Origin of the sequence: Oceanobacter sp. 3_MG-2023, from assembly GCF_030688925.1 — a bacterium.
Taxonomy (GTDB): Bacteria; Pseudomonadota; Gammaproteobacteria; order Pseudomonadales; family Oceanobacteraceae; genus Oceanobacter.
Genome location: NZ_JAUYVX010000009.1, coordinates 79910 through 106335, shown reverse-complemented (window position 1 = coordinate 106335; position 26426 = coordinate 79910). Strand labels below are relative to the sequence as shown.

Sequence of the window (26426 nt, the reverse complement as noted above, 5' to 3'; positions counted from 1 at the left end):
CGGTAACACTTACTGGCTACCTCGCCGCTTTATAGGCACTCCGTATTGTAAGCCCCGTAAGCTGTAAGGATGCGTAATGGAAGAATCGACAGTCCGCTCACCGGCTCAGGCCAGACAAGGAAGCCACACGTTTCAGTTTGAAAAATTCAGTATTCGTGGTGCGACGCACAAAAACACCCAGCTGACTGTGTTCCCTACCGGGGAATGGAAATCCGTTAGCAGTGTCAGTACTCATGTAGCTTCTTTTAAACCCAGAATCAGTCTGTCCGTGGAATTTTTCCTGCGTGACGCTGGTATGGTCATACCGGTTGGTAATGTCCCTGAGGACTGGAGTCCCAAGCATTTGTGGAGCACCACCTTCGCCAAACTGGAAGACCGTGTTATTCACAGCTCCGGTAAAAGTGAATTTATAGCCAATCAATTTGAGACCCTGGTCCAGCATGCGGAAGGCAAGTTGAAGTTACGCTTGCAGCATAAACAAGGTTTTCTGGGGCGCTTTTTCTGAGCCCTGATCTCGCCTGTTATCCTGGCCAACGGCCAGCGACAATAAAAGCCCTGTCAAAAGCCCTGCCAGATGAACGGCAGAGCCTCTCAATATTCGCCGCCAGGATTGGCCCGGCATTATGCGGAAGCTGAATCCAGCCTGGATATCACATCGGGTTGGACAACGTCCTGTTGCAACACAATACGGTAACGTGGTTTACCAGCCTCCAGATGGCTGAGTGCCTGATTGATGGCACTCATTGGCATCACTTCTGTTTGCGGTACGATGCCGTGGCGGGCGGCAAAATCAAGCATGGTCTTGATGGTGCCCGGACTGCCCACTTCCGATGCCATCACCGCCCGTTGGCCAATCAGGCTGATATCCAGTGGCTCCAGCAACACCCCCAACAAAACCAGCTTTCCTTTAGGCTTGAGCGTGGCGATATAACGTTGCCATTCGAGTTTGACATTGACGGTCGAAATAATCAGATCGAAGTGGTTGCGGGCGGCCTTCAGAGCGCTGCTGTCGCGGCTGTTAATAATTTCATGAGCGCCAAAACGACGCGCTTCTTCCGCTTTGTCTGGTGATGAGGTAAAGGCAGTGACCTCACAGCCCCAGGCTTTAAGAAACTGCAGCGCCAAATGCCCCAAGCCACCAATACCAATCACAGCAACTCGGGCAGTAGGAGATAACTGCTGCTGCATCAAGGGGTTAAAGGTTGTTACACCGGCACAAAACAATGGCCCGGCCTGTTGCAGCGGAATACCGGGCGGGATCGCAACCACACTACTGGCTGCTGCCCGAACACGGTCGGCAAAACCTCCGTGGCGGCCAACAATGGTTTCTTCAACGGAATAACACAGGTTGTGGTCACCGTTCATGCAGCAATCGCAGGTATGGCAAAAGCCGGATTGCCAGCCCAAGCCAACGGCATCCCCCACCGTAAACTGTGTGACCAGTTCACCAACCGCAGCAATGCGGCCAACCGCTTCATGGCCAGGAATAAAAGGGTATTGGCTGACACCCCAGTCGTTATTGATCATGCTCAGATCACTATGGCACAGGCCGCAATATTCCACGGCAATCTCAACCTGATGGCTGCCTAATGGGCCGGGGTCGTACTGATAGGGGCGTAATGTTCCACCGGCTTCAAATACCGCATAACCTGTAATCATGATCTGCTCCTGGCGAATATTGAAACGGCTATTGTGACCTTAATCCGGCATTGGGCTATCAGAGAACGGCAAGTTTTTGCCGGGTGCTGGCGAGATTGGTTAACAGGGATCGCAAAAACCGACAGACCGTATGGCGCCCGGCAAAAGTTGTCTTGGGTAATCTCCGGATCATTCCAGGCGGGGGATGGCAAGAAAGAAGCGCGGTCGGGAACCGGACCGCTAGAATTTTGAAGCGGTTTCGAGGATATCCGGGTGAGTGGCGGCTAACTTGGCATTAAGGAAGCGCAGGCGGCGGCTGATTTCCCGCAGCATATTCATTTGAATCAGGGTGAACTGTTCGAGATCGTATTGATACAGCTCATAGAGTGCTGCTGTGGGTAACTCAAGGGCGATACAGTCGGTAATTGCCCGCACGGTTGCACCACGAGGGTTCATGTCGACAACAGCCATTTCACCAAAACTGTCACCCGGCCCAAGTTGCCGCAGCTGGCGCATCTCGTCACCGCATTGTTTCATTACTTCAGCACGGCCGGTTTCCAGGATGAAAATAGAGCTGGCCGGATCGTCTTCGTAAAAAAAGACTTGTTGTGCCTTGAGTTGTCTCGGGATACAGCGTTGTTCGATAAAATTGATGGCATCCGCACTGAGAGCGCCAAAAATTGGACGATTCTGCAGTAACTGCAGACGTTGTGGACTCAGTCGGGCAGTTGTGGAGGAGCGGGGACTGGCAGAGTCAGGAATCATGGCGATCACTTGTGACTGGAACCTGATTCCCATGGTACTGCCAAGCAGCATATAAAGGAAAGCAGAACCATGTTCCGGGCGGTGATGGCCTATATGCTGGCAGATTCTGCCAGCACTATCGGTCTCAGTGGGCGCTGATCAGGCGCCCAAACGTTCGTATAATTCCGATTCATCCCGAGGTTCTGGAATCAGGTCATCCAGTTGCTGTGGTGCCTGGGTGACCTTGTGTTCCGAGTTGATACCCAGTTTGCGAAACAGCTGCTGGTCTTTGTTGGCAGCAGGGTTGGGTGTGGTCAGCAGGCATTCACCGTAGAAAATGGAATTGGCACCGGCAAAGAAACACATGGCCTGCATTTCTTCGCTCATTTCTTCACGCCCGGCACTTAACCGCACATGGGATCTGGGCATCAGGATACGGGCCACGGCAATGGTGCGGATAAAGTCGAGTGGATCAACGTCGGCTTCATGTTCCAGTGGCGTACCGGCGACTTTCACCAACTGGTTAATGGGCACGGAGTCCGGGTGTTGTGGCAGATTGGCCAGCTGGCGTAACAGACCGGCACGGTCCCGCTGGCTTTCACCCATTCCCAGAATCCCGCCAGAGCAGACTTTCATACCGGCTTTACGGACGTTATCGAGAGTTTCCAGGCGGTCGCCATAGCTGCGGGTGGTGATGATTTCACCGTAATAGTCGGGTGAGGTATCCAGGTTGTGATTGTAATAATCCAGACCGGCTTCGCCCAGACGGTTGGCCTTGTCGGCATCAAGCATGCCGAGGGTCATGCAGGTTTCCAGACCAAGCTCCTTGACGCCTTTTACCATGGCCAATACGTAAGGCATGTCTTTTTCACGCGGCGAGCGCCAGGCGGCTCCCATGCAAAAGCGGTCGGAACCGGCGGCTTTGGCGGCCTTGGCTTTTTCCAGTACCGCTTCCACTTCCATCAGGCGTTCTTTTTCGAGGCCGGTATCGTAACGGGCACTTTGCGGACAGTAGGCACAGTCTTCCGGGCAGGCGCCGGTTTTGATCGACAGCAGGGTGCTGACCTGTACGGCGTTGGGATCAAAAAACTGGCGGTGTACGGTTTGAGCCTGGAACAGCAGGTCATTAAACGGCAGATTCAGCAATGCCTGTACCTCGTCCAGAGTCCAGTCATTGCGGATGGCCGCGTTGTTTGGCTGCGAAGAGGACGGAAAGTTGGCTGCTACGGCACTGCCCATGGCGGTCTCCATTTGCTGATACAGGAATATAAAGGTGAATACTGCAGCCTGCCGAGGCAACAGGCAATTTGGGGCCAGCCATTTGCTGACTATTGTTTAAAAAACGTTCGATAGTCAGCTGCCAAGGTCGGGGGCATCAGTCGGAACAGGCCGCTGAAACAAACCGCCGAAATAGTCAGGAGTCATGGCGGCAACCAGGACAAAGAGCGCTGTTGCAACCACTGAATGGAACACGGGTGGCTGGAGCGGGTTCGGTATCGGTGCTCATGGTCGGTTTTAGGCGATTTCGCGTTATAGTAGCAGCTTGATTTTGCTGTCAGTCGAGGTTTGCCGTGTACTACCCATTTCTGAATGATGCACCCTTTGCGTTTGCGACAGGCAAGGCTGTCTGTGTGGGTCGCAACTATGCTGCTCATGCCGCTGAATTAAATAACCCCATTCCGGAACAGCCGCTGCTGTTTATCAAGCCCGCCGATGCGGTGGTCGCCATGGAGGGGGACATCTCGATCCCCGACGGTATGGGGGCCGTGCATCATGAACTGGAAATTGCCTTGCTGATTGGAGAGACACTGTCCCAGGCCAGTGCCGATGAGGCTCTGGCTGCCATTGCCGGGGTGGGCCTGGCTCTGGATTTGACCTTGCGCGATGTACAAAGCGGGCTCAAAAAGAAAGGCCACCCCTGGGAACGGGCCAAGGCATTTGATGGTGCTTGCCCGGTATCCCGTTTTATTGCTGCAGAACAGGTGAGTGACTGGGGGGATCTGGAGCTGTCCTTGACGCGAAACGGTACCTTGCAGCAGCAGGGCAACAGCAAGGCGATGTTGTTTCCAGTGGCGGATCTGCTGGTCGCGATCAGCCAGCAATTTACGCTTAACCCCGGGGATCTGGTGCTGACCGGCACCCCGGCCGGAGTTGGGCCGCTGGAAGCAGGGGATCAGTTGACTGCGACCTTGCAGGACTGGTTGTCGGTCTCATGTCAGGTAGTGGCTCGACCGTCCAGTGCCACACAAGGAGGTCAATAATGGCTTCTTGTGATGCCCCGGGCCTGCAAAGCCTGGATGAGGCTCTGGAACAAATCCTGTCGTCGCTGACGCCTCTGACCGAAGAAGAGTGGGTGCCACTGTCCCAGGCTGACGGCCGCATATTGGCTGCCGATGTGCAAAGCTGTCTGGACTTGCCACCGACCGATAACTCCGCCATGGACGGTTATGCCGTGCGGGTAGAGGATCTGACCGAATTTGATTGGCTGGACGTTAACCAGCGTATTCTGGCGGGAGATGCCACAACCCAACCGATATTACCCGGAGAATGCGCGCGTATCATGACCGGCGCGATGCTGCCGGAAGGCGCCAATACCGTCATCATGCAAGAAGATGCCGAACTGGATGACGACGGCAAGGTGCGCTTTCTGGCGGCGGTCAAACCATCAGCCAATATTCGGCGGCGCGGAGAAGAAGTGGCTGTTGGTGATATCGTTCTGGCCGCGGGTCGGCGTTTACGGGCGGCTGACATCGGATTGCTGGCCAGTCTTGGTATTGACCAGGTAGTGGTACGCCGTCGGGTACGAGTTGCCATTATGGCCACCGGTAATGAACTGGTGACACCGGGGCAGCCGTTACAAACCGGGCAGATTTATGAGTCCAACAGCCAGGTACTGGCCGCCTTGCTGGTACGGTTGGGCTGCACCGTCATTCATTTCGGCATTATCGCGGATGACCCGCAGGCATTACGGCAAGCCTATCAGAATGCCGACAGTCAGGCGGATCTGGTCATTGCTTCTGGCGGCGTCTCAGTGGGGGAAGCGGATTTCAGCAAGCAGGTGCTGGACGAACTGGGCCAGGTGGGATTATGGAAACTGGCCATCAAACCGGGCAAACCGTTTGCCTTCGGTCGTTTGCCAAACAGCTGGTTTGCCGGTTTGCCGGGCAATCCGGTATCGACCATGGTGACGTTTGATCAGCTGGTGGTGCCGATATTAACAACATTGGCAGGAGACAATACTCCACCACGGCTTGCCCTGCGCGCTCGTCTGACCTGTGGGTTACACCGTCGTCCGGGGCGGTTGGAGTTTCAGCGTGCCGTGGTTTCAACGACCGAAGACGGAGTGCTGCAAGTCACACCATTGGCACGTCAGGGATCTGCACTGCTAAGTACCATGTCGGCTGCCAACGCGTATATTTTGCTGGATGGCGATAGCTCCAGTCTGGAGAAAGGCCAACCTGTCCGTATTGAGCTGTTTGATGGGCTGTTATTGTAGGGAGCGTTATTGTAGGGGTTGGCACTGTGCTGATTCCTGATCGGCGCAAGTACAAACAGCAGAGTGAGCAGGGCAGGCAAGGTGTTTTACAAGGAAAGGTAAGCTGGTTGAACAGCACTTCCAGAGATTGGCTGTCGATGCTCTGTTGGGGATCGTCATGATGTTGGGTACTGCAATGATCTGGCGGACAAACACAAAAAAGATGTCCGCCTGATATTTTTAGAGATCGAGCGTTAATTTGGCACTCTTGCAGCCCGAGACACAGACCATCATGGTGGTATTTGTTGCCTGTTCGCTGGGTGACAAAACACTGTCACGATGATCCACTTCGCCGTCGATAACGGTCACTTCACAGGAACCACAGAGCCCTTCCTGACAGGCAAAACCAACATCAACGCCAGCATCCAGAAGGCGATTCAGCAAATTTTCTCCAGCCTGGATCTGCAACGTTTGGCCGGATTGGGCCAGTTCAACCTCATAACTTGTCCGAGCATCCGCTGACGCTGCTATCTCTGCTGCTGTGAAGCGTTCGATATGAACAAACTCATAGCCCAGTTGCTCACAGGCAGCGTGAAAGGCATCCAGCATGGCCACCGGGCCGCAACCGTAAAAATGGCTGTCTTTATCATATCCGCGCAAGAGCGCCTGAAGGTCTGGAGTGGAGCCGGACTCATCGTCGAAATGATAATAAACCTTGCCACCCAGAGCCGTGATTTCGTCCAGCATGGCTGCCTCTGCCCGCGACCGTACGCAATATATCAGCACTGGGGAACTCCCCTTCAGAAGCAGCTCCCGGTACATACAAAAGATAGGCGTTATACCAATGCCGCCTGCAAGCAGTACATTTTTCTGCGCTGATGCATCCACCGGAAAGTGATTACGTGGCGCTGATATCACCAGCTCAGTACCGACCCGCAACTTGTCATGGATCCACGCTGAACCACCGCGACTGTTCTGGTCTCTCAATACCGCGACCACATAACGATCCAGGGTGTGCGGTGAACCCAGCAAGGAATAGCTGCGGTTGATACCGCAAGGCAAGTGCAGATCAATATGCGCTCCCGGCTCAAATGAAGGGAAGACAGCATCAGCCAAAGGGCGCAATTCAATACTGATTATCCCTTGTGCTTCATAACGAATCCCATGCACCAGTGCGACTATATTTTTATCAGCCATCGGTTTTCTCATTTAAAGATTGAAGTGGGCCAGTCTCTGGCCCGGGGTGTCAGTTCCTCCCTTGCAGGAGACGGTATCCCCGGTGGTTGTGGCTACCGTGTCTCCTGCGATACCAGCCAGGGTTTTAGAGGATAAAAGGGAACTCGTCCTCTGGCAGAGGATCACCGTTTTTCAGACGGCCGATCAGCTCTGGAAAGGGGGGTGAGGTTTCACCTCCGCGGTCGACATAACAGGCGTTATCGCCGAGCCAGCGGGTAGAAATAACGCGTCGTGATGTGTCTCTGGATGCGTTACCCGGCGCACCGTGTACCGTCAGGTAGTCAAACGCGATTGCGTCACCAGGCTCCAGATCCCAGCCCAGAATCGTGTAGTCGTCCTTGTTGGCTTCAATATCGGGCATGACTTCGAGGTTGGTTGCCTTATGGTCATAATCCACCCCGGTAAACTTGCGCGGACGAAACAGCTTGCCCCAGCGATGGGAGCCAGCAACAAATTCAACACTGGAGCTGCGTGGTACCGGGTCAAGAGGCAACCAGATGCTGACGGTTTGATCGGCTTTGGTACAGTAATACGGCTCGTCGTGGTGCCAAGGGGTCAGTTTGGTATTGCCCGCCTCCTTGATAAGCACGTGTTCATGGAAAATCCGTACCTGCTTCGATCCCATGACCTGCTGGGCCACACTTGCTGCTGGTCCTTCCTGTACAAATTGGCGATAGCCCGGGTTATTTGCCCAATTACAGTAGTCTGCGATGAAGCGCCCTTTGCTCTGATCTGGCGTGTAGTTCTTGAAGAAAGGCCCTGGGTGCGCCAGATTGTAATCGACCGCTTCCCGCAGCGGTTCAATCCAGTCTTTGAATAGCCCGCGAATGACCACGGCGCCATCACGGGCAAAATCCTCACGTAATGTCTTGTTCACAGTTTGCTCCTTGGTTCTGATCATGGTTTCAGGTTTTCTTACGGCATCTCGTTCCGGTGACGATTGCTCAGCCAGCTGGCACAGCCGTACAGCGCCAGAACAAAGAGGATGAGCAATGTGGCAACCGCGAGGATTGACGGGTCAATCTGGTCGCGGATGCCGCTCCACATCTGGCGTGGCACGGTGCGTTGTTCGGCACCGCCGATAAACAGCACGACGATCACCTCATCAAATGAGGTGGCAAATGCAAAGATGGCTCCGGTGGCAACGGAGGGGGTAATCAATGGCAGGGTGACGCGGCGAAAACAGACCCAGGGTGTGGCACCAAGGCCACTGGCGGCGCGGGTCAGGCTGTGGTCGAACGACTGCAAGCCGGCACACACGGTAATCACCACAAACGGCGTGCCCAGTACGGTGTGAGCGAGAATTACACCCAGATATGAGTCCACCAGGCCGAACGGCGCAAAAATGTAGTAGAAGCCAGCGGCCACCACCACAATGGGAATAATCATCGGCGAGATCAGCAGCGGCATGATTAACCCGCGCAAGGGGAATCCGGGCCGGGTCAGCCCCAGTGCTGCCAGTGTCCCCAGTATGGTGGCCAGCAGTGTGGAGGCAAAGCCAATCCCCAGGCTGTTCAGCAAGGCCCGCTGCCATTGATCGTCAAACAGGGCAGCTTGGTACCAGCGCAGCGATACACCATCCATCGGATAGGAAAAGTAGGTGCTGGTATTGAACGACAAAGGGATGATGATCAGGATCGGTGCGATCAGGAAAAACAGCACCACTGCTGTGTGTACTCGAACCCAGCGTGCACTCCAGCGCTCAAGGCGCGACCAGTAATGAGATTTCATAAACTTCTCCGGTTAGCCGAAGCGCAGGCGGTCAATACCGACCAGGCGATTAAAAATGAAGTAAAAGATGGCGGTGAAAATCACCAGGTAAGCCGATAATGCTCCAGCCAGGCCCCAGTTCAGCTGCTGGTTCGTCTGTATCGAAATCAGCTGGCTGATCATTTCATCACCTGCGCCACCGAGTAGCGCTGGCGTGATGTAGTAGCCCAACGATAGAACAAACACCAGAAAGCAGCCGGCACCGACACCGGCAAGGGTTTGTGGTACGTAGACCCGGATAAAGGCGGTCAGTGGCTTGGCACCCAACGACTGGGCAGCCCGTAAATAGACGGGTGATATGCCTTTCATGACCGAATAAATGGCCAATATCATGAACGGCAACATAATATGCGTCATGCCAATCAACACGCCGGTACGGTTGAAGACCAGCGGTATGGGCTGGCTTACCAGTCCGAGACCACTGAGCAGGCTATTGATTACGCCATTGGGTTGCAGCAATACATACCAGGCGGTGGTGCGTACCAGTAGCGATGTCCAGAAAGGGATGATGACCAGCAGCATCAGCTTGCGGCCTTGACGTGCGGGCAAATTCGCCAATAACCAGGCCACTGGATATGCCAGCAGCAGGCACAGCAGGGTCACGCTGGTACTGATCCAGATGGTCCGGGAGAAGGCGGCGAGGTAGACCGACTCTTCTGGCGGTAAACTGGCCACACTCCCGGTCTTGTCGACATAGCTGTCTACCGCATTGAGCAGGTAATCAGGGGTCGGGGATTGTCCGGCACGCTTGAGTACGCGCCAGATTTCCTTGTCACCCCAGCGGGAATCGCTGGCCAGTAACGCTGCCTGAAGATCATCGCGTGAATCCCGTTTCAGTTTTCGTGCTGTTTTCAACAGCAAGCTGCGCATGGCCGGGTTGTAAAAATTCATGCGTCGGGCAACCCGCCCCAGCTTCCCCTGTTTGCTGGCCTGCACCAGGTCCTGTGCCATCGCGGCATAAATATCAGCACCAGGCATTGCGGCCTCATCCCAATGCTGTAACAGCTTGGTGGCCTCTGGCAGCGCCAGCGGCACTTCTGGATTTTGTACGCTGCGCAGAAGCAGAGTGCCGATAGGAGCAATAAAGGTAATCAATAAAAACAGCAGCAGAGGGGTGGCCAGCAATAAGGCTTTGCGTGATTCCTGCCGTTTTACTCGGCGATACGCCTGAAGCCGTTCGGCATCATTCAATGCGTCGGGTGCAGCCAGGCCACCCTCTGGCGTGGGTATAGTCTCATTCATACGGAACTCCGGGATAATGCAAGCATCGGTGCTGGCCACCGATTGGTGGCCAGCCGAGGTCTGTCAGCGAGCTAGCCACACCTGGAAGCGCTTGTTGATGACGTCAAAGTTATCGACCCAGAAATCCACATCAATCTGGACTGCATTCTTGAAGTTGGCATCAGCCGTTGGCAGGTCTTCGAGAATGTCCTTCTCAATCAATGGCAAAGCATTTTTGCGCGGCGGCGCGTAAGAGATGTAACGGGAGAGCTGGGAGGTGACATCCGCGCGAGATGCATAGGCGATGAACTCAAATGCCTCTTCAGCATTCGGGGCACCAGCCGGTACACCCCACCATTCATAATCGTAGATCTGTCCGTCCCAGACCGTAACAAAGGCACTGCCATCGTTTTTCACGGAATCATGAATACGGCCGTTATAGGCTTGCGTCATCACAACCGCGCCATCGGCAAGCAGTTGAGGAGCTTGTGCACCGGATTCCCACCAGATGATATCCTGCTTGATGGCATCGAGTTGACGGAATGCACGGTCCAGCCCTTTTTTGGTTGCCAGGACGTCGTAGACCTTGTCTTTACTGACGCCATCGGCCAGCAGAGCCCATTCCAGCGTGCCTTTGGGGCTTTTGCGCAAGCCACGTTTGCCAGGGAATTTGTCCGTGTCAAAGAAGTCGCTGATCAGGGTGGGGCCAGTGGCCAGCGCCTCTTTGTCATAGGCAAATACGGTCGACCAGATCATGCTGGCAACGGCACAGTCGCCAATGGAGCCGGGAATAAAATCACTGGTGTCTCCCAGAATGGATTCATCCAGTGGCATCAGCAGTCCTTCATCGCAGCCGGCAACGGCGTCGTTGGACTCCAGATCAATAAGATCCCAGCTGGTATTATTGGCCTGAACCATTGCAGCCAGCTTGGCCAAGCCGCCGTCATAGGCTTCAAGACTGAATTCAGTTCCTGTCGCTTTCGCATAAGGCTTTAAATAGGCTTCTTGCACAGCGTTCTCAAAGGCACCACCGTACGTGACCACCGATAACGTTGTCTCTGCATGGAGAGGCCCGGCAGCGAGTAAAGTGGCTAGCATTGAAGCGCCTGCCAGGAAATTGGTTTTGGGCATGGTTTTCATATCAGTCCTTCTATCAGTTAGAGTTAACAGGGAGAGGAGGTGCTTTGATGAGACGCAAGCAATGGGGATAAAACCTTGCAATCATCGATTCGCCAGGTGACGTTCACTGTACTTCCGGCAATTGGCAGGCAATGTTCCCGACTATTGGGGAGCTTACACAGTAGTCGATCCGACTCACTCAGACGCAGATGAACACGATGGTGATCACCGCAGTAGACGATATCTTCCACCAGTCCTTGCACGCGGTTGCCGAGATTGAGATCACCATCCGCGATGCGAACTTGCTCCGGGCGAAGAAACAGCATTCCCGGTGTGTCCTGTCGCAGGTTCTGGCTGACGCCACCACGAATTTTTGTGCCGTTTGATAACGTCAAAGTGGCTGTGGCGTGATCGATCTCAGTAATCCGGCCATCGAGCCCGTTATTTTCACCAACGAAGTTGGCAACGAAGGCATTGTGTGGAGACTCATATAATTCATGGGCCGGCGCAATTTGCTGGATACGACCATCGAAGAACACGGCAACACGATCGGACATGGTTAATGCTTCGGATTGATCGTGTGTCACATAGACGGTGGTGAGCCCCAACTCACGGTGCAAACGCATTATTTCGTACTGCATTTGTTCGCGCAGGCGCTTGTCCAGCGCTCCCAGGGGTTCATCCATCAAGACCAGACTGGGCTCGAACACCAGTGCCCTGGCCAGTGCAACCCGCTGCTGCTGGCCACCGGAGAGCTGCGACGGGCGGCGGTTCGCCACATGGGACAGCTCCACCATATCGAGTGCCTGTTTGACCCGGGTTTTGATCTGCTCGCGTCCGACCTTGCGTACCGACAGGGCAAAACCTACGTTTTCCGCAATCGTCATATGAGGGAACAAGGCGTAGTTCTGGAAAACCATACCGATATCGCGGTTATAAGGCGGCAGATCATCCAGACGTTTGCCACCCATACGTATCTCGCCCTGGCTCGGCGTTTCGAACCCGGCCAGCATCATCAGGGTGGTGGTCTTGCCGGAGCCTGATGGCCCCAACAGTGAGACAAACTCGCCCTTGTTGATGGTCAGATTCAGGTCATACACCACATAGTCTCTGCCGTCGTATGACTTGCAGACATCGCTCAGATTGATAAAGGCTTGTGAATCCTGAGGCTGGTCGGCATGGTTCATTGCTACACTCATGCGCTGCCCACCTGCTCGCTAATATAGCGAGCGAAATCATAGAGCGGACGCTCCAGATGACTCAGTTGTCCGGCCTTGGCCAGCGGTGCGCGAACCCCACGCATTACCGCTTCAACCCCTGTGCGATCTTCGGCATTGACCACATCCAGCATGTCTTTCAGAGCGCTCAGATACTCGGCGGCTTTGGGATCATTGATGTATTCCGGTGCCATGCCGCCGCCAAAGCTTATGCTTACCTGATCGGCGCCGCGGGGTTGCAACACCAGATACCAGAAATATCCCGGCGTCAGGGTAATCAGATGGCTTGGATAGATAGAGATTAACGCCGATGTCTTGCGCCAATGGCCTTCGAGGTGGTGGTTGTCGGGATGGGCATTACCGATTGCCAGGGTCGCTTCCTTGGTAAACCAGTGATAATTGAACGTTGGGTGTCCAGGAGGGCATTCCACTTCACTCAGGCGTGTATGTGGTCCCACGGTCGCCTTGTGCACAATGGGCAAGTGGTAACTTTCCATGAAGTTTTCAGCCAGAATTTTCCAGTTGCAGTCCCAGACGTGCTCTTCGTGGAACGCCTCGACATAACTTTCCATATGGTAGTGTCCAACCAAATCGGCCAGCGCTGCGAGCTGCTCCTTGACCGGTGGCAGTGCTTCATTCAGGGTGATGTAGATCCAGCCTTGCCATTCTTCGCAACGCACAGCGGGCAACTGATAGTGACTTTTGCAGAAACCATTTTGCTGGTTCATCTGCGGGGCTCCCCGTAGTTGCCCTTCAAGGTTGTAACCCCAAGCGTGGTAGGGGCATACAATTGAGCTGACGTTGCCTGTGCCTTGCAACAGCTCGGACATACGGTGCAGACACACATTGGAGAGCGCACGTATGTGCTCGTTATTGTCACGCAGCACCACGACTGGTTGATCGCCAATAGTACTCGTCAGGTAATCCCCGACATTCGGCAAGCGCGATACGTGGCCAACGCACAACCATTGCTTACGGAAAATATTGTTCTGTTCCAGATCGGTAAATTGCGCAGATGTGTACACCTCTGGCGGCATGGCTCGGGCATTCGTAAAATCCAAATCGCAATTCTCACGGAGAGCAGCAACAAGCTCACCGACTGGCTTTGGACTGTTCAACTGCGTCATTAGAGGCTCCTTGATTTAGAAGTTGAAATAGGCAACGTGTACCTCCAACACGTACAACACCGGTGTGGCTTATGTGTCTGGAGGGAAGGCTTGAAATGAATAGTGTCCGACTGGAACTGATAAATAAAATATTAAAAATGTTCTTATAACATTTGAAAATAGTATTCAGATATGCGCCATTAATGTGCTCGTTGCGCCATTTGTGTGCATAATTAAAACAAAACCGGAGGATATTAAAACCCATGACCAATGTTGTTGATTAAGCAATCAGCCAACGGATCTCAGGCTGTATTACAGTTCCCAGACAAGGTGGAAGCTTGATAAAAGAGAAGGCTGCTCCCCTGAATATAGCGGGATTCAGAACAGCGGAGCTGCTTCATTGACAAGGGTTGTGTTGTGGCCAATGTAGCCAGGATATGCTTTCAGATTAATATCATTATTTAATAATTATCGCCGTTACAGGCTATTATATATGAGGTACAGATCCATGCGGGCAGCCAGCCCATAACAACGATAAGTCGCGCTGCTGCTATCAAACAACGGATGTTACTGCATGATAAATTCATGACTCGGCGTGCGATGGATATTGATATGTCTGGTTATCGGTTTTCGTATTTATGGCCGTTTGTCAATCAGGGGCGGCTGAATTTATTTATCAGACCGTACACCAGATAATACCCAATGTTTATCCTGGCTCCTGTGGAAATAACAAAGCCCTGTGGTTACAGGGCTTTGTTAGAGTTATTCAGCGTTATAAACAAGAATGACTAGAACGGAATATCATCGTCAAAATCATCAAAGCTGTTGCCCTGTTGTGGTGCCGGTGCTGCTTGAGGTGCAGGGGCTTGTTGATAACCACCGGGGGCTGGCTGCTGTGGAGCCCGTTGTTGGGGCTGTTGCGGTGCCTGCTGTGGTGCTTGTTGTGGCGGCTGTTGCATTGGTGGTTGAGGTTGGGGAGCCGGTTGTTGATACGGCTGCTGATACCCACCCTGAGGGTTGTTATGCATGGGGGCTTGTGGTGCTGGTCGCTGTGCAGGCTGTTGCGGCGCTTGCTGTGGTTGCTGGCCATAACCCTGACCTCCCATACCACCCTGGGCTGGTGGAGTCGGGTTCATCATGCTTGCAGCCCCTTGTGGCGGGTAGCCAGCACCAGCGCCCATACCGTTGCTCATGTCGCCACCATTGCTGTTGCGGCTGTCGAGCATCATCATGTCGTTACAGATGATTTCCGTGGTGTAGCGTTTGACGCCGTCTTTTTCCCATTCGCGGGTTCTCAAACGACCTTCAAAGTAGGCTCTGGAACCTTTTTTCAGATACTGCTGGCAAATTTCTGCCAATTTGCCGTACACGGTCAAACGGTGCCATTCGGTTTGTTCTACCTTTTGGCCGGTTTGTTTGTCGTTGTAGCTTTCATCGGTCGCCATCGTCATGTTGGCAACGGCATTGCCATTCGGCATGTAGCGTACTTCCGGGTCTCGGCCCAGAGTACCAATCAGTGTCACTTTGTTAACGCTGCGACCCATGAGATTCTCCTGTGGTATGTGTAATGGCGCGTGCCAGTTCCTGATCAAACTCGCTGGCAGTCACTTTTAGATAAACAGCCTGCTCTTCTGGTAATTCGGTGAGTTCGGCGACGCCGTTGAGCGCCAGCAAAGCCCGGTGCTGATACTGGGATAATGGGCTCGGCAGAGTGATTCGCACACTGCTGAGGTGACGCGGAGCAGGTGTCATCAGCATCAATAATCCCCATAACAACACGGCGGCAGCAAAAATGGCAAATACACTGCTTGCCCCCCAATGAGACAGCACCCAGCCACCGATAGTGCCACCGGCGAAGGCACCCAGGAATTGCATGCTGGAATAAATCCCCATGGCACTGCCTTTGGAACCAGCCGGGGCAATTTTACTGAGCCAGGATGGCAGGCTGGCTTCCATCAGATTAAAGCCGAGGAAGTACAACAGCATCAATACGGCCCAGTGCCATAACGAAACTGCTTGTGTCATCAACAGTAGAGCAAGCAGAATCAGAGCGGCAGCGATCAGTACCACATTTTTCATCTGACGGCGTTTTTCCGCAATAATAATCAGTGGAATCATCAGGCCAAAGGCCAGTATCAGTACCGGCAAATACAAGTAACTATGGTGCTCTGGTGGCAGATCAAGATTGCTGAGTTGCAACGGGATGGCGACAAAAATAGCCACCATCAGGGCGTGTAACACAAAGATGCCGATATTTAATGGCCAGAGAGACTTGTTGGCGAGCTGCAGCCGCACTTCACTGAGCACGGCGACGGAGTCACGGTGGCGGGTTCGTGGTGGCGAAGGAATCAGCAGCAGGGTGACAGCAATACCGCCCAGCGCCAAAACACCGGTTAGCGTAAAAATCAGTGACAGTCCGCCGATACCGGCCAGCCAGGGGCCAACGACCAGCGCGACCGAGAACGACAAGCCAATACTGGCACCAATAAAGGCCATGGCTTTCATGCGGCTCTGTTCATTGGTGAGATCGGTGACCAGTGCCATGATGGCACTGGCAATCGCGCCGCCTCCTTGCAGGGCGCGACCAATAATCAGGCCATAGACACTCTCGGCATTGGCGGCAATCAGGCTGCCAGCGGCAAAAATCAGCAACCCGGCGATAATCACGGGTTTACGGCCAATACGGTCAGACAAGGCGCCCGCAGGAATTTGCAGCAGTGCCTGGGTCAAGCCATAGACCCCCATGGCCAGACCAAGCAGCTCGGGGGTGGCATCTTTCAGCGTCAGGCCGTCCAGCATCAGGACGGGCAGTACCATAAACAGGCCCAGCATACGCAGGGCGTAAAGGGCAGCGAGTGAGGCGATGGCGCGCTGTTGTGCAGATTCAGGTATGGCGGTCATGCGATGTCCAGTGAGAGGAGCCAGCCCTGGCTTCCGGGGTCGGTAACGGCAGTCGAGTTTAAAAAGTGCGCCAGTTTAACAGGAATAACAGCCAGTTTTCAGTAATGACGTAGGGGAGTTCGTGGTTCCGTTGGAATTTTTTGAAAACTAGGAATTGTGTCTGTTTCATGCTCTTTTTTTGAGCGTTTGATTGGGTAGAATTATTCTCAACCGTCATGGGCAGGGTATGCCGGTGGCAAGTCAGGTCAAGGAGAGACGTTATGGATCGGCAATACAGTACCGACAGGCGCTACATCCTGTTATTCGGACGCCAGAATCTGCAGAACGCGATATTGCTGGATTATATTCAGACCCACCTTGGGCTGCATGCCCAGCTGGTGCATAAACTGGCCTGGCCTCCCGCGCATTTTCCTGCTGATGGACAGACTTTGCTGATGTTTGACACCGATGGTGTCCGGCCAGAGCGGCTGGCCAGAATCCTGGATGAGATTTATGAGGCCGATGCCGTGTCGCTGATCGGGTTATTTAATGTGCCGGAGCATCATGCACTGGAAGAGTTTATTTGCTGGCCGCGAGTCAGTGCCCTGTTTTATCGTCATACAAGCCAGAGTCTGCTGCTTGAGGGTATCAAGGCCGTGTTTAATGGCGAATTATGGCTGCCTCGCAAGTTGGTGAATGATCACCTTGAGCGGACGCGGCAGCGGCCACGGGCGCTTGAGCCGCCTCCTGTGTCACTGACGGGGCGGGAAGCTGAAATTCTGCATCTGGTAGAAACGGGTGCCACCAACCAGGATATCGCCGATGCCCTGGAAGTCAGTACCCATACGATAAAAACGCATCTATACAATCTGTTTAAAAAAATAGGCGTCAAGAACCGGGTGCAGGCCATTAACTGGGCCAAGGAGCACCTCAGCAGTATCACTGTCTGATTGGCAGGTTAAGCTGGATGGCTACCGTATTGCTGGGGATTGCTGGCGACTTCCGCTGCATCAATGGTGCAGCAATCGTGTATCAATGGCGCATCAATGCTTGATACGGAAGGCATGGCAGCGTTGGATGGCGGCTCTGTTGGCCGAATAAACAGATCAATCCTGTATCTGGGCACAGGTTCTATTACAATAGCGCTTTTGCCTTGGTGTAAAGAGCTGCATGGACAAGATTCTGGTCAGGGGTGCGCGCACTCACAACCTCAAAAACGTTGATCTGGATATTCCACGCGACAAACTGGTGGTGATTACTGGCCTGAGCGGGTCGGGTAAGTCCTCGTTGGCATTTGATACGCTGTATGCCGAGGGGCAGCGCCGTTATGTTGAGTCGCTATCAACCTACGCCCGCCAGTTTCTGAGTGTGATGGAGAAGCCCGATGTCGATCTGATCGAAGGGTTGTCCCCGGCGATTTCCATCGAGCAAAAGTCCACCTCGCACAATCCTCGTTCCACGGTGGGTACCGTCACCGAAATCTACGATTATTTGCGCTTGCTGTTTGCTCGTGTCGGCACGCCGCGTTGCCCGGATCACGGGGTTGCCCTGGAAGCCCAAACCGTCAGCCAGATGGTTGATGGCATCCTGACGCTGGCGGAAGACAGCAAGCAGATGATTCTGGCTCCGGTGGTACGTGACCGCAAAGGTGAGCATGCCAATATCTTCGATAGCCTGCGGGCGCAAGGGTATGTACGTGTACGTATCGATGGCCGTATCTATGATCTGGACGATACCCCGGATCTCGACAAGCGGCGCAAACACAGCATTGAAGTGGTCGTCGATCGCTTCAAGGTCAAACCCGGTCTTGAGCAACGGTTGTCGGAATCCATCGAAACCTGTCTGGAACTCAGTGGTGGCCTGGCGCTGGTGACACCGATGGATGACGACGATGCCGAGCCGTTATTGTTCTCATCACAATTTTCCTGCCCTCATTGTGGTTACAGCCTGTCGGAACTGGAACCCCGGTTGTTTTCGTTTAACAACCCGGCTGGTGCCTGCACCACCTGTGATGGTTTGGGGGTCAAACAGTTTTTTGATCCGGACCGGGTGATTACCGACCCGAGCCTGTCGATTGGCGAAGGGGCGATTCGTGGCTGGGATCGCCGCAGCGTCTATTATTTTCAGCTGCTGAGCGCCGTCGCCGAGCATTATGGCTTTCAGCTGGATGTCCCCTTTGCCGAATTGAGCGTGCAGGCCCAGGAACAACTGCTGTACGGCAGTGGTGATGAAGAAATCGGTTTTGTGTATGTCAATTCACGCGGCGACCAGATTCGCAAACAGCATCCTTTCGAAGGGGTGTTGCCCAACCTTGAGCGGCGTTATCACGAGACCGAATCACAAACCGTCCGGGAAGAGTTATCCAAGTACCTGAGTGTACAGCCCTGCCCGGATTGTGGTGGCTCGCGCTTGCGCCAGGAAGCCCGCAATGTCTTTATTGAAGACAAGAACATCCATGCCTGTACCAGCATGTCGATTGAAGATGCCCACGCCTATTTTAGCCAGCTGGTGTTGGCGGGTAACAAGGGCGATATCGCCGAGAAAATCCTCAAGGAAATCCGCGAGCGATTACGCTTTCTGGTGAATGTCGGGCTGGAATATCTGAGCCTGAACCGCAGTTCCGATACCTTGTCTGGGGGAGAATCCCAGCGGATTCGTCTGGCTTCCCAGATCGGTGCCGGGCTGGTGGGAGTCTTGTATATTCTGGATGAACCTTCCATTGGTTTGCATCAGCGTGACAACGACCGTCTGCTGCAGACGCTGTTTCATTTGCGGGATCTCGGCAACACCGTGTTGGTGGTAGAGCACGATGAAGATGCCATGCGCAGCGCGGACTATCTGATCGATATTGGCCCCGGTGCCGGTGTGCATGGCGGTCAGGTGATTGCCCAGGGGACGCCGGCACAAGTGGCAGCGGATCCGAACTCGGTGACGGGGGAATACCTGTCGGGGGCACGGGCTATCCAAGTGCCGGAAACACGGACGCCGTACCCACTGAGTAAGGAACTGAAACTCAAGGGTGCTCGTGGCAACAACCTGAACGATGTTGACCTGACCATTCCGCTGGGGCTGATGACCTGTATCACCGGAGTATCCGGCTCAGGCAAATCGACGCTGATTAACCGGACTCTGTATCCACTGGCAGCCACGGCCCTGAATGGCGCCACAACACTCAAGGCGTCTGAACACGACAGCATTCAGGGGCTGGGCCTGCTCGACAAGGTGGTCGATATTGACCAAAGTCCGATCGGTCGTACCCCGCGTTCCAACCCGGCCACTTATACCGGTATTTTTACCCCGGTACGTGAGCTGTTTGCCGGTACCCAGGAAGCCCGCTCCCGTGGTTACAAGGCTGGTCGTTTTTCCTTTAACGTCAAGGGTGGCCGCTGCGAAGCCTGTCAGGGTGACGGGGTCATCAAGGTGGAAATGCACTTTCTGGCCGATGTGTATGTGCCATGTGATGTCTGCCACGGCAAACGTTATAACCGTGAAACACTGGATGTGCGCTACAAGGGCAAAAACATCCACGAAGTGCTGGATATGACGGTAGAAGATGCCCGCGACTTTTTTGATGCCATCCCGGCGGTGGCGCGTAAATTACAAACCCTGATGGATGTTGGCCTGAGCTATATTCGATTAGGGCAGGCTGCGACGACCTTATCAGGGGGCGAAGCGCAACGGGTCAAACTGGCGAAAGAGCTGTCGAAGAGAGATACCGGCAAAACCCTGTATATCCTTGATGAACCAACCACCGGGTTGCACTTCCACGATATTGAGCAGCTGTTGGCGGTGCTGCATCGCTTGCGTAATGACGGTAATACCGTGGTGGTGATTGAGCATAATCTGGATGTGATCAAGACCGCGGACTGGGTGGTCGATCTTGGCCCGGAAGGCGGTTCCAAAGGGGGGTATATCATTGCGGAAGGTACGCCGGAAATGATCGCCGCGAGTGAACAATCCTACACTGGCCGTTTCCTTGAACCATTGCTGGACGTGGCCCGGCAACGCCAGAGCTGATGGCCGGGCGGTTGATTTGTCGCGCTTGTGAACGCCCCGTCAGCGTCTGTTTGTGTGAGGTGCTGGTGCGGCGGGAAGCGCCACTGGATCTGGTGATCTGGCAAGATCCGAATGAAGCGCGGCATCGTTTGTCGACGGCGCCACTGCTGCATAAAAGCATTATCAACAGTCGGCTGGTGGTGGCGGACCGGTGTGATCCGGTCGCTTTGCTCGGGCAAGACTGGCATCAGAATACGGTGCTGTTGTTTCCACTGGAGGGCAAGCCTGAATGCCCGTTAGACCAGGCTCGGCAGTGCCGGCAACTATTGATACTGGATGGTACCTGGCGCAAGGTCAGGCGCTTGCTGTTGTTAAACCCCTGGCTGACCCGTCTGCCACATTTGCAGCTCACTCCGGCAGAGCTCAGCCGTTATCACCCCATTCGTAAATCCCCCCGGCCGGATGGCCTGTCAACGCTGGAGGCTGCGGTGGCAGGACTGAATCGCCTGCAGGGGACATCTGGGCTTGATGACGTGGTAGGGGTACTCGACCGGTTGGTGGAGTTGCAGTTAGCGGCCCGGAAAACACCGGGCCAGTAAGTGCGGGCTAATCCGAGTTCAGTGGCACGTCAGGCTTGCCCTGCCATATTGGCAATTCGTAAGATCTGGCGATCAATCAGAGCCTGACTTTTTTCAGGTAACGTTGTGAGCCAATAGCCCGGTTGGTTATCACCATTCAAATCCGGTACTGCGGCGCCGGCTTCCCATTCCAGCCCGTATTCGGGCGGTAATTCACTGATCAGAGCCTGACTGGCCAGCAGCCGGAATGCTTCGCTGCGGCGGGCCAGGGTGGATGCCCAATACAGGCTATCACCGACCAGCCGGTGGCCATGGCTGTCGTCAGCAGAATCGGTCGGCGTGAGTAAGACCGGCCCCCAGTGCGCCGCTACCCGAAAACGGATATCGGCCAGTTGTGGGTTTTTCTGGCTAGCGTTACGCATCAGCCCCAGACACAGCTGGGCCGCGTAGACGCAGTGCAGCGTGTCACGTTCGCTTTCATCGTTGAGACCAAAAATCATCACAACACCGTCGTCCTGATAATGATCCAGCTTGCCGTTATAGAGTTTGGCGGCCTGATTTAACAAACGATGATATTCATTCAGAAGCTGCACCAGCTCATCCGTATCGAGCTGGGCCTGCAGGGTCGCCAGTTCGGTCATTTCGATATAGATCAAAGCGCAGTGCTGATAGCACAGGGTTTGGCCTGATGGGGGAGTACCCTGATAACGAAACTGGCCGAGGGCTTGGGCCATGGCCTGACGGTGACGCTGGTCGTCGCGCAAGACTGACAGGCCGCCGTGTAACTGCTCAAACTCCTCTATCGCTGCCGGTGGTGGAGGTAGCTGCAGCGGTTGGTTGTGACGGCTGTTTTTCAGGGCTCGGGACAACTGCTGTAAATAATGGGCGATCTGTTCTGCCAGAAAATAGCCCGCCAGCCCGGCCAGCATGGCACCAAGGCCGGTTGCTATCAGTGCCAGGGACAAATAATGGCCGCTGTCTCGGCGAGCAGGTGCCAGGTTGATATCCGCCTGGATAATCCCGACCACCTGATTATCCTGAGTGATGGAGCGGCTGATATTGATACGGTCGTCCAGGGTTTTACCTATTTCGGCAATAACCACGCCGTCGGTATCGAGCACTCGCAAGGCACTGATTTCTTCTCCACGATGCCATTCTGTCAGCGCCAGATTGAGGCTGATCCGGTCACGTTGAATCAGGCTGTGGGCCAGCGTCATGGCGAGGCGTTGGGTTTGCTGGGTGGCATCCTGTTCCAGTCGCTGTTCCAGCTGATTGCTGAGATTGCTATAGGTCAGAAATGCGAGCAGTAGTCCGAATATCAGTACTTGTGTGGCTGCGGCGCAACCGCAGAGCAGGCTGAAATGAAAACTACAGGGCAACTTGAGCTGCATCGGGTCCGCCATTACGGTCTTGGAATTGGCTCTGACCGGAGATCACTGACGATAAGGGTGATGAGGTTACAACCGGGAGGTCGTACCGGTCGTTACCAACGCGGGTAACGTTGGAAATATTTCATCGGCCACAATCAGTACCATCGCAGTGATAGTCAGAGGTGTCTGAGGTGGTATTATAGGCGCCGCCCGATAGATGGCCAGAACCGAGCGGCCGTGATGCCAATCCCGTCGGGCTTCGGACGACCCATACAGAACCCAAGAGGAACCGCCATGAGCGACACCAAGCAATCTCTGCAAGAAAAACTGGAACAGCTGGAAAAAGGCCTGTTTCTGATGAGTGTTGACCGCCACCGTGCATTGTCTACTCATGAAACTACCGATCTGATTGAAGAGCTGCGTATCGTGCTGGCTGCGGCCAAGACCGATTTGGGCAAGCTGTAAACCGACAACCGCCTGAGGGCAACAGGAACGCATTGTGACTGAATTGGTTCTTATCCGGGTAACCGGTGCTGACAAACCCGGCCTGACCGCCAGTATCTCCGCGATTCTGGCCCAGTATGGTGTCACCATACTGGATATCGGCCAGGCTGAAATTCACGATACCTTGTCTTTGGGTATTCTCGCGGCGATTCCTGACAGTGCAGAATCCGCTCCGGTATTAAAAGATGTGTTGTTCAAAGCACACGCGCTGGGGCTTTCTATCCGCTTTACGCCGGTCACCGCCGAAAGTTACGAACACTGGGTGGCTGGTCAGGGTAAATCCCGTCATATCATTACGCTGTTGGCCCGTACCATTGAGGCCGATGCCATTGCCAGTGTGACCGCGATTGTGGCTGAGCATGGCCTGAATATCGATCAGATCAGCCGACTGTCTGGCCGGGTACCGCTGGATCAGGCAGAAAGTTGCCACGACAACACCCGTGCCTGTGTCGAATTTTCGGTTCGGGGCGAGGCTGACCAGAGTGAATTACGCGCCCGCTTTTTGGATATCGCGAATGAGCTGGGGGTCGACGTGGCGTTTCAGGCTGACGACGTGTATCGCCGTACGCGCCGGTTAGTGGCTTTTGATATGGATTCCACCCTGATTGAAACCGAAGTTATCGACGAGCTGGCCCGTGCTGCCGGTGTGGGTGATCAGGTTGCCGCCATCACCGAGCGGGCAATGCAAGGGGAGCTGGACTTCAAACAAAGTTTTGCCGAACGCATGGCGCTACTGAAAGGCCTGGATACCCGTGTACTGGATGGTATCGCTGAGCGCTTGCCTATCACCGAAGGGGCCGAGCGGTTGATCTACAATCTGCGGGCGCTGGGTTACAAGACCGCTATTTTGTCGGGTGGATTCAATTATTTTGGTCGCTATCTGCAACAGCGTCTGGGCATTGATTATGTCTTTGCCAATGAGCTGGAAATAGAAGATGGCCTGGTTACCGGACGTGTGATCGAGCCGGTGGTGGATGGTCAGCGTAAAGCCGATCTGTTACGGGAGCTGGCCAAAAAAGAAGGTATTCGCCTGGAGCAGACAATCGCAGTAGGGGATGGTGCCAATGACCTGCCGATGCTGAGTATCGCTGGTCTGGGCATTGCGTTTCGCGCCAAACCTCTGGTGCGGAAAAACGCCCGCAATTCGATCTCGACGCTGGGGCTGGATGGCATTCTGTATCTGCTGGGTTATCGGGATCGGGATATTGCTGAACCCGGTACGACTGAACAGGTATAAACACCGCCGTTACTGCTTATGTGGCTGACCCCATCGTTGGGTTGGCGAGCTTGCCAGGCAGCTTCTGATCAGAAGCTGCTTTCTTCTTCGAAGTTGTAATTCATGCTGCTTTGTGGCGCTTGTACATAATCCCCTTGCACAAAATGAACCCCCATTTGCCATAGACTGGCCAAGGTTGAGGCGCTGTCGACCATCGGGATAACGGTTTTCTTTTCTGCTTCGTGCAAAGCGGTTAACAGGGTTTGCAGCTGTTGCTGATTTTCCGGGCTTTGGCCCAGCTCATTGGTATAAGAGCCATCGAGCTTAACGTACTCAACCGCCAGATGTTGCAATGTACGTAAGGGGTTCAGAGAGCAACCAAAGTGATTGAGCGCAGTGGTAATACCGCTGGCATTCAGTTCGGAAACAAAGTGTTGGGCCTGCTTCAGTACGCGGGTAGCACTGTCTTCGGCCAGCTGTATGACCAGTGAACCTTTTGGCAGGCGGGCTGCTCGCATTGCAACACTGATCCAGTTGGGCAGGCTGTCATCCTGGATGGACGGGGTCGCCAGATTAACAAAAACACGGGAGTTGTGACCCTGTTGTCGATGTTCTCCCAGCTGCTTGAGGGTATTGAGCAAGACCCAGCGATCGACCTTGCGTTTCAGGCCCTCATTGATATCCGGGTTGTTCATCAGCTCATCAGAGCTGATACAGCGACCATCGGCCAGAGGCAGTTGCATCAGCGCTTCGTAATGTTCAACGTCCTCACCACGCAGGCTGATTTTGGGCTGAAACAAGAGCTGGAAGCTGTTCTGGCGCAGAGCGTCGGTCACGGCTTCTTCGATACTGACATCCGCGACGACGACATCTTCAGGGATGTCCGGTACAAATAACATGACACCATTGCCATTGTGATGATCTGGCTGTTGATGTACTTGTTCACTGGCGGTGTGGGCATTTTGCAGCACATCTTCCGGGCGTGAACAGGTGTCGTTGATCAAGGCGACACCGATACTGGTGGTGACGGTGATGGTACGATCGCCAAGATCGATAAGCAGGCCTTCTACATGGCTGCGCAGTTGTTCTGCCAGTTTCATCGCCTGGTCAGAGCTGTAGCCAGTGAGGATGGTGGCAAAAATATCTTCGCTGATGCGGGCCAGACTGTGATCGGAGCCAATGGTTTTCTTGAGTGATTGGGACAGTTCGGACAGTACGGTATCGGCACGACTGATGCCAACCTCACTTTTGATTTTGCCAAAACCATCGATGTTCATATAAATAATGGCGCCGTTGCTGCCTCCAAGTACGGCATTATCGACGGCAATTTCCAGCTGGGCGATAAAGTAGGGCTTGTTGTACAGGCCCGTCATCATGTCGATATTGCTGACTTTGCGCAGCTTGTCTTCGAGAGCTGTATTCTTGGCGTGGGAGTGAATCGTGACCATGGTGCAACGTTCTTCGGCATAGCTCGCAGGTGAAAAATTCATTTGCATCGGAAACAGCTGCCCATCGCCGTCGACCCCAAGCGTGCTGAGCTCGGATTCTTTATGAGGGGCGTTGAGGTATTTTTTGAAGAAGCGTTTGAAGTCACCCTGACCAGAGCTATCGACCATATCCATCAAGGGCATGCCTTCCAGCTCATCGACGGATGAATAGCCAAACATGGACAGATAAGACGGATTGGCAAAAATATGCATGCCGTCATGGACATAGGCAACGGCATCGCGAGAGCTTTCCAGCAGGGCCTGGGCGCGTTTTTCGGCGTCACGCAGGCGCACTTCGATGGATCGTAATTCCCGGCGATGTTTCAGATGACGCAGTTCACGCTGAATGGCCAGTACCATCAGATTGCTTTCATCCCGGGGGACAACACTGCAGACACCGTGTCTGAGCGCGTTTTCCATGGCAATCAGATCAATCTCTTTACTGATCAGAATAATGGGCAAGTCTTTGTTAAGGCGGCGAATGCGCTCTTGCAGGGATGGGTAATGAACGCCGTTGGCGCCATCCTCGGCAATCAGCAGATCCCAGGATTTTTGTTCCAGCTGTTCGTCAAGGTCTTCCAGCGAGCTGATCTGGTGCGCGCGAGTGGCATTGCCTGAATTTCGTAGCAGGCTGACAATACCCTCTGCATCATTCTGGGATTGGGTATGAATCAGCAGGTGTAGTGTCTCTTGGTTGGTCGCCATGACTCGGGTCACTCAGTCTTATTGTTCGGGTCCGACCTTCCTGTCAGTTTTGCCCAAATGGGTTATCAAAGCCGGTTTTGATCAAAAACCGGCGAAGGCAGTACAAATAGCTGTTTGTGCGCATTTTGTGACAATAAACAATAATAACAGACAGATATTGTCAC

General features: G+C 54.1%; 22 protein-coding genes. 8 read left to right on the top strand and 14 right to left on the bottom strand.

Annotated features, from left to right (window positions below):
* Window positions 1-76 precede the first annotated feature (76 nt).
* Window positions 77-505, top strand: a complete 429-nt coding sequence (locus Q8W32_RS09925; RefSeq protein ID WP_305414757.1) for a hypothetical protein — start codon at window positions 77-79, stop codon at window positions 503-505.
* A gap of 116 nt (window positions 506-621) precedes the next feature.
* Here the strand turns inward: Q8W32_RS09925 and Q8W32_RS09920 are convergent, their stop codons facing one another.
* The 3 genes from Q8W32_RS09920 to bioB all read right to left on the bottom strand — a co-directional run bounded on the left by Q8W32_RS09920 (window position 622) and on the right by bioB (window position 3621).
* A complete protein-coding gene (locus Q8W32_RS09920; protein ID WP_305414756.1) occupies window positions 622-1659 on the bottom strand; it encodes an NAD(P)-dependent alcohol dehydrogenase in 1038 nt (345 codons plus the stop codon).
* Window positions 1660-1878: 219 nt separating this feature from the next.
* Entirely contained in the window at window positions 1879-2403 is a 525-nt protein-coding gene (locus Q8W32_RS09915) for a Crp/Fnr family transcriptional regulator (RefSeq protein WP_303433131.1), read from the bottom strand.
* 138 nt (window positions 2404-2541) lie between these two features.
* Entirely contained in the window at window positions 2542-3621 is a 1080-nt protein-coding gene (gene bioB, locus Q8W32_RS09910) for a biotin synthase BioB (RefSeq protein ID WP_303433132.1), read from the bottom strand.
* A 332-nt stretch (window positions 3622-3953) separates the two neighbouring features.
* Here bioB and Q8W32_RS09905 point away from each other — a divergent pair, with 332 nt between their 5' ends.
* Both Q8W32_RS09905 and glp read left to right on the top strand, forming a co-directional pair.
* Complete coding sequence (locus Q8W32_RS09905; RefSeq protein ID WP_305414753.1) at window positions 3954-4643, top strand: fumarylacetoacetate hydrolase family protein; 690 nt, start codon at window positions 3954-3956, stop codon at window positions 4641-4643.
* Window positions 4643-5878, top strand: a complete 1236-nt coding sequence (gene glp, locus Q8W32_RS09900; protein WP_305414751.1) for a gephyrin-like molybdotransferase Glp — start codon at window positions 4643-4645, stop codon at window positions 5876-5878. Before Q8W32_RS09905 ends, glp begins: the two co-directional genes overlap by 1 nt.
* 219 nt (window positions 5879-6097) lie before the next feature.
* On the opposite strand, the gene Q8W32_RS09895 is transcribed toward glp, so the two are convergent.
* From Q8W32_RS09895 to Q8W32_RS09855, 9 genes are all read right to left on the bottom strand, one after another.
* Complete coding sequence (locus Q8W32_RS09895; RefSeq protein WP_305414750.1) at window positions 6098-7054, bottom strand: PDR/VanB family oxidoreductase; 957 nt, start codon at window positions 7052-7054, stop codon at window positions 6098-6100.
* A gap of 124 nt (window positions 7055-7178) precedes the next feature.
* A complete protein-coding gene (locus Q8W32_RS09890; RefSeq protein WP_303433136.1) occupies window positions 7179-7970 on the bottom strand; it encodes a phytanoyl-CoA dioxygenase family protein in 792 nt (263 codons plus the stop codon).
* Between the two features lie 38 nt (window positions 7971-8008).
* On the bottom strand, window positions 8009-8824 hold the full coding sequence (locus Q8W32_RS09885; RefSeq protein ID WP_303433137.1) for an ABC transporter permease: 816 nt from the start codon (window positions 8822-8824) through the stop codon (window positions 8009-8011).
* 12 nt (window positions 8825-8836) lie between these two features.
* The gene (locus Q8W32_RS09880) at window positions 8837-10105 is read right to left on the bottom strand and encodes an ABC transporter permease (RefSeq protein WP_305414748.1); all 1269 of its coding nucleotides are present in this window, start codon (window positions 10103-10105) and stop codon (window positions 8837-8839) included.
* Window positions 10106-10168: 63 nt separating this feature from the next.
* Entirely contained in the window at window positions 10169-11182 is a 1014-nt protein-coding gene (locus Q8W32_RS09875; protein WP_305414747.1) for a polyamine ABC transporter substrate-binding protein, read from the bottom strand.
* Between the two features lie 65 nt (window positions 11183-11247).
* Entirely contained in the window at window positions 11248-12402 is a 1155-nt protein-coding gene (locus Q8W32_RS09870) for an ABC transporter ATP-binding protein (RefSeq protein ID WP_305414745.1), read from the bottom strand.
* Window positions 12399-13547: an aromatic ring-hydroxylating dioxygenase subunit alpha gene (locus tag Q8W32_RS09865; protein ID WP_305414744.1), complete on the bottom strand. Its 1149-nt coding sequence runs from the start codon at window positions 13545-13547 to the stop codon at window positions 12399-12401. Before Q8W32_RS09865 ends, Q8W32_RS09870 begins: the two co-directional genes overlap by 4 nt.
* A 767-nt stretch (window positions 13548-14314) precedes the next feature.
* Window positions 14315-15070: a single-stranded DNA-binding protein gene (ssb, locus tag Q8W32_RS09860; RefSeq protein WP_305414742.1), complete on the bottom strand. Its 756-nt coding sequence runs from the start codon at window positions 15068-15070 to the stop codon at window positions 14315-14317.
* Entirely contained in the window at window positions 15054-16427 is a 1374-nt protein-coding gene (locus tag Q8W32_RS09855) for an MFS transporter (protein WP_303433143.1), read from the bottom strand. The genes ssb and Q8W32_RS09855 overlap by 17 nt, the downstream gene beginning before the upstream one ends.
* 260 nt (window positions 16428-16687) lie before the next feature.
* Here Q8W32_RS09855 and Q8W32_RS09850 point away from each other — a divergent pair, with 260 nt between their 5' ends.
* From Q8W32_RS09850 to Q8W32_RS09840, 3 genes are all read left to right on the top strand, one after another.
* On the top strand, window positions 16688-17356 hold the full coding sequence (locus Q8W32_RS09850; RefSeq protein ID WP_305414741.1) for a LuxR C-terminal-related transcriptional regulator: 669 nt from the start codon (window positions 16688-16690) through the stop codon (window positions 17354-17356).
* Between the two features lie 220 nt (window positions 17357-17576).
* The gene (gene uvrA / locus Q8W32_RS09845) at window positions 17577-20423 is read left to right on the top strand and encodes an excinuclease ABC subunit UvrA (protein ID WP_303433146.1); all 2847 of its coding nucleotides are present in this window, start codon (window positions 17577-17579) and stop codon (window positions 20421-20423) included.
* Window positions 20423-21001: a tRNA-uridine aminocarboxypropyltransferase gene (locus tag Q8W32_RS09840; protein ID WP_305414740.1), complete on the top strand. Its 579-nt coding sequence runs from the start codon at window positions 20423-20425 to the stop codon at window positions 20999-21001. The genes uvrA and Q8W32_RS09840 overlap by 1 nt, the downstream gene beginning before the upstream one ends.
* A gap of 29 nt (window positions 21002-21030) precedes the next feature.
* Here Q8W32_RS09840 and Q8W32_RS09835 read toward each other — a convergent pair whose 3' ends face one another.
* On the bottom strand, window positions 21031-22371 hold the full coding sequence (locus Q8W32_RS09835; protein WP_305414739.1) for an adenylate/guanylate cyclase domain-containing protein: 1341 nt from the start codon (window positions 22369-22371) through the stop codon (window positions 21031-21033).
* A 273-nt stretch (window positions 22372-22644) separates the two neighbouring features.
* Here Q8W32_RS09835 and Q8W32_RS09830 point away from each other — a divergent pair, with 273 nt between their 5' ends.
* Both Q8W32_RS09830 and serB read left to right on the top strand, forming a co-directional pair.
* Window positions 22645-22815, top strand: a complete 171-nt coding sequence (locus Q8W32_RS09830) for a hypothetical protein (protein WP_303433152.1) — start codon at window positions 22645-22647, stop codon at window positions 22813-22815.
* Window positions 22816-22849: 34 nt separating this feature from the next.
* On the top strand, window positions 22850-24091 hold the full coding sequence (gene serB / locus Q8W32_RS09825) for a phosphoserine phosphatase SerB (protein ID WP_303433153.1): 1242 nt from the start codon (window positions 22850-22852) through the stop codon (window positions 24089-24091).
* A gap of 68 nt (window positions 24092-24159) precedes the next feature.
* Here serB and Q8W32_RS09820 read toward each other — a convergent pair whose 3' ends face one another.
* A complete protein-coding gene (locus Q8W32_RS09820; RefSeq protein WP_305414737.1) occupies window positions 24160-26262 on the bottom strand; it encodes an EAL domain-containing protein in 2103 nt (700 codons plus the stop codon).
* Between the last annotated feature and the right edge of the window lie 164 nt (window positions 26263-26426).

What these genes read in the sequence shown, in the direction of transcription:
- Q8W32_RS09925 (WP_305414757.1), top strand. Translation starts at nt 77, where the DNA reads ATGGAAGAATCGACAGTCCGCTCACCGGCTCAGGCCAGACAAGGAAGC.
- Q8W32_RS09920 (WP_305414756.1), bottom strand. Translation starts at nt 1,659, where the DNA reads ATGATTACAGGTTATGCGGTATTTGAAGCCGGTGGAACATTACGCCCC.
- Q8W32_RS09915 (WP_303433131.1), bottom strand. Translation starts at nt 2,403, where the DNA reads ATGATTCCTGACTCTGCCAGTCCCCGCTCCTCCACAACTGCCCGACTG.
- bioB (WP_303433132.1), bottom strand. Translation starts at nt 3,621, where the DNA reads ATGGGCAGTGCCGTAGCAGCCAACTTTCCGTCCTCTTCGCAGCCAAAC.
- glp (WP_305414751.1), top strand. Translation starts at nt 4,643, where the DNA reads ATGGCTTCTTGTGATGCCCCGGGCCTGCAAAGCCTGGATGAGGCTCTG.
- Q8W32_RS09895 (WP_305414750.1), bottom strand. Translation starts at nt 7,054, where the DNA reads ATGGCTGATAAAAATATAGTCGCACTGGTGCATGGGATTCGTTATGAA.
- Q8W32_RS09885 (WP_303433137.1), bottom strand. Translation starts at nt 8,824, where the DNA reads ATGAAATCTCATTACTGGTCGCGCCTTGAGCGCTGGAGTGCACGCTGG.
- Q8W32_RS09880 (WP_305414748.1), bottom strand. Translation starts at nt 10,105, where the DNA reads ATGAATGAGACTATACCCACGCCAGAGGGTGGCCTGGCTGCACCCGAC.
- Q8W32_RS09875 (WP_305414747.1), bottom strand. Translation starts at nt 11,182, where the DNA reads ATGCTAGCCACTTTACTCGCTGCCGGGCCTCTCCATGCAGAGACAACG.
- Q8W32_RS09870 (WP_305414745.1), bottom strand. Translation starts at nt 12,402, where the DNA reads ATGAGTGTAGCAATGAACCATGCCGACCAGCCTCAGGATTCACAAGCC.
- Q8W32_RS09865 (WP_305414744.1), bottom strand. Translation starts at nt 13,547, where the DNA reads ATGACGCAGTTGAACAGTCCAAAGCCAGTCGGTGAGCTTGTTGCTGCT.
- ssb (WP_305414742.1), bottom strand. Translation starts at nt 15,070, where the DNA reads ATGGGTCGCAGCGTTAACAAAGTGACACTGATTGGTACTCTGGGCCGA.
- Q8W32_RS09855 (WP_303433143.1), bottom strand. Translation starts at nt 16,427, where the DNA reads ATGACCGCCATACCTGAATCTGCACAACAGCGCGCCATCGCCTCACTC.
- Q8W32_RS09850 (WP_305414741.1), top strand. Translation starts at nt 16,688, where the DNA reads ATGGATCGGCAATACAGTACCGACAGGCGCTACATCCTGTTATTCGGA.
- uvrA (WP_303433146.1), top strand. Translation starts at nt 17,577, where the DNA reads ATGGACAAGATTCTGGTCAGGGGTGCGCGCACTCACAACCTCAAAAAC.
- Q8W32_RS09840 (WP_305414740.1), top strand. Translation starts at nt 20,423, where the DNA reads ATGGCCGGGCGGTTGATTTGTCGCGCTTGTGAACGCCCCGTCAGCGTC.
- Q8W32_RS09835 (WP_305414739.1), bottom strand. Translation starts at nt 22,371, where the DNA reads ATGCAGCTCAAGTTGCCCTGTAGTTTTCATTTCAGCCTGCTCTGCGGT.
- Q8W32_RS09830 (WP_303433152.1), top strand. Translation starts at nt 22,645, where the DNA reads ATGAGCGACACCAAGCAATCTCTGCAAGAAAAACTGGAACAGCTGGAA.
- Q8W32_RS09820 (WP_305414737.1), bottom strand. Translation starts at nt 26,262, where the DNA reads ATGGCGACCAACCAAGAGACACTACACCTGCTGATTCATACCCAATCC.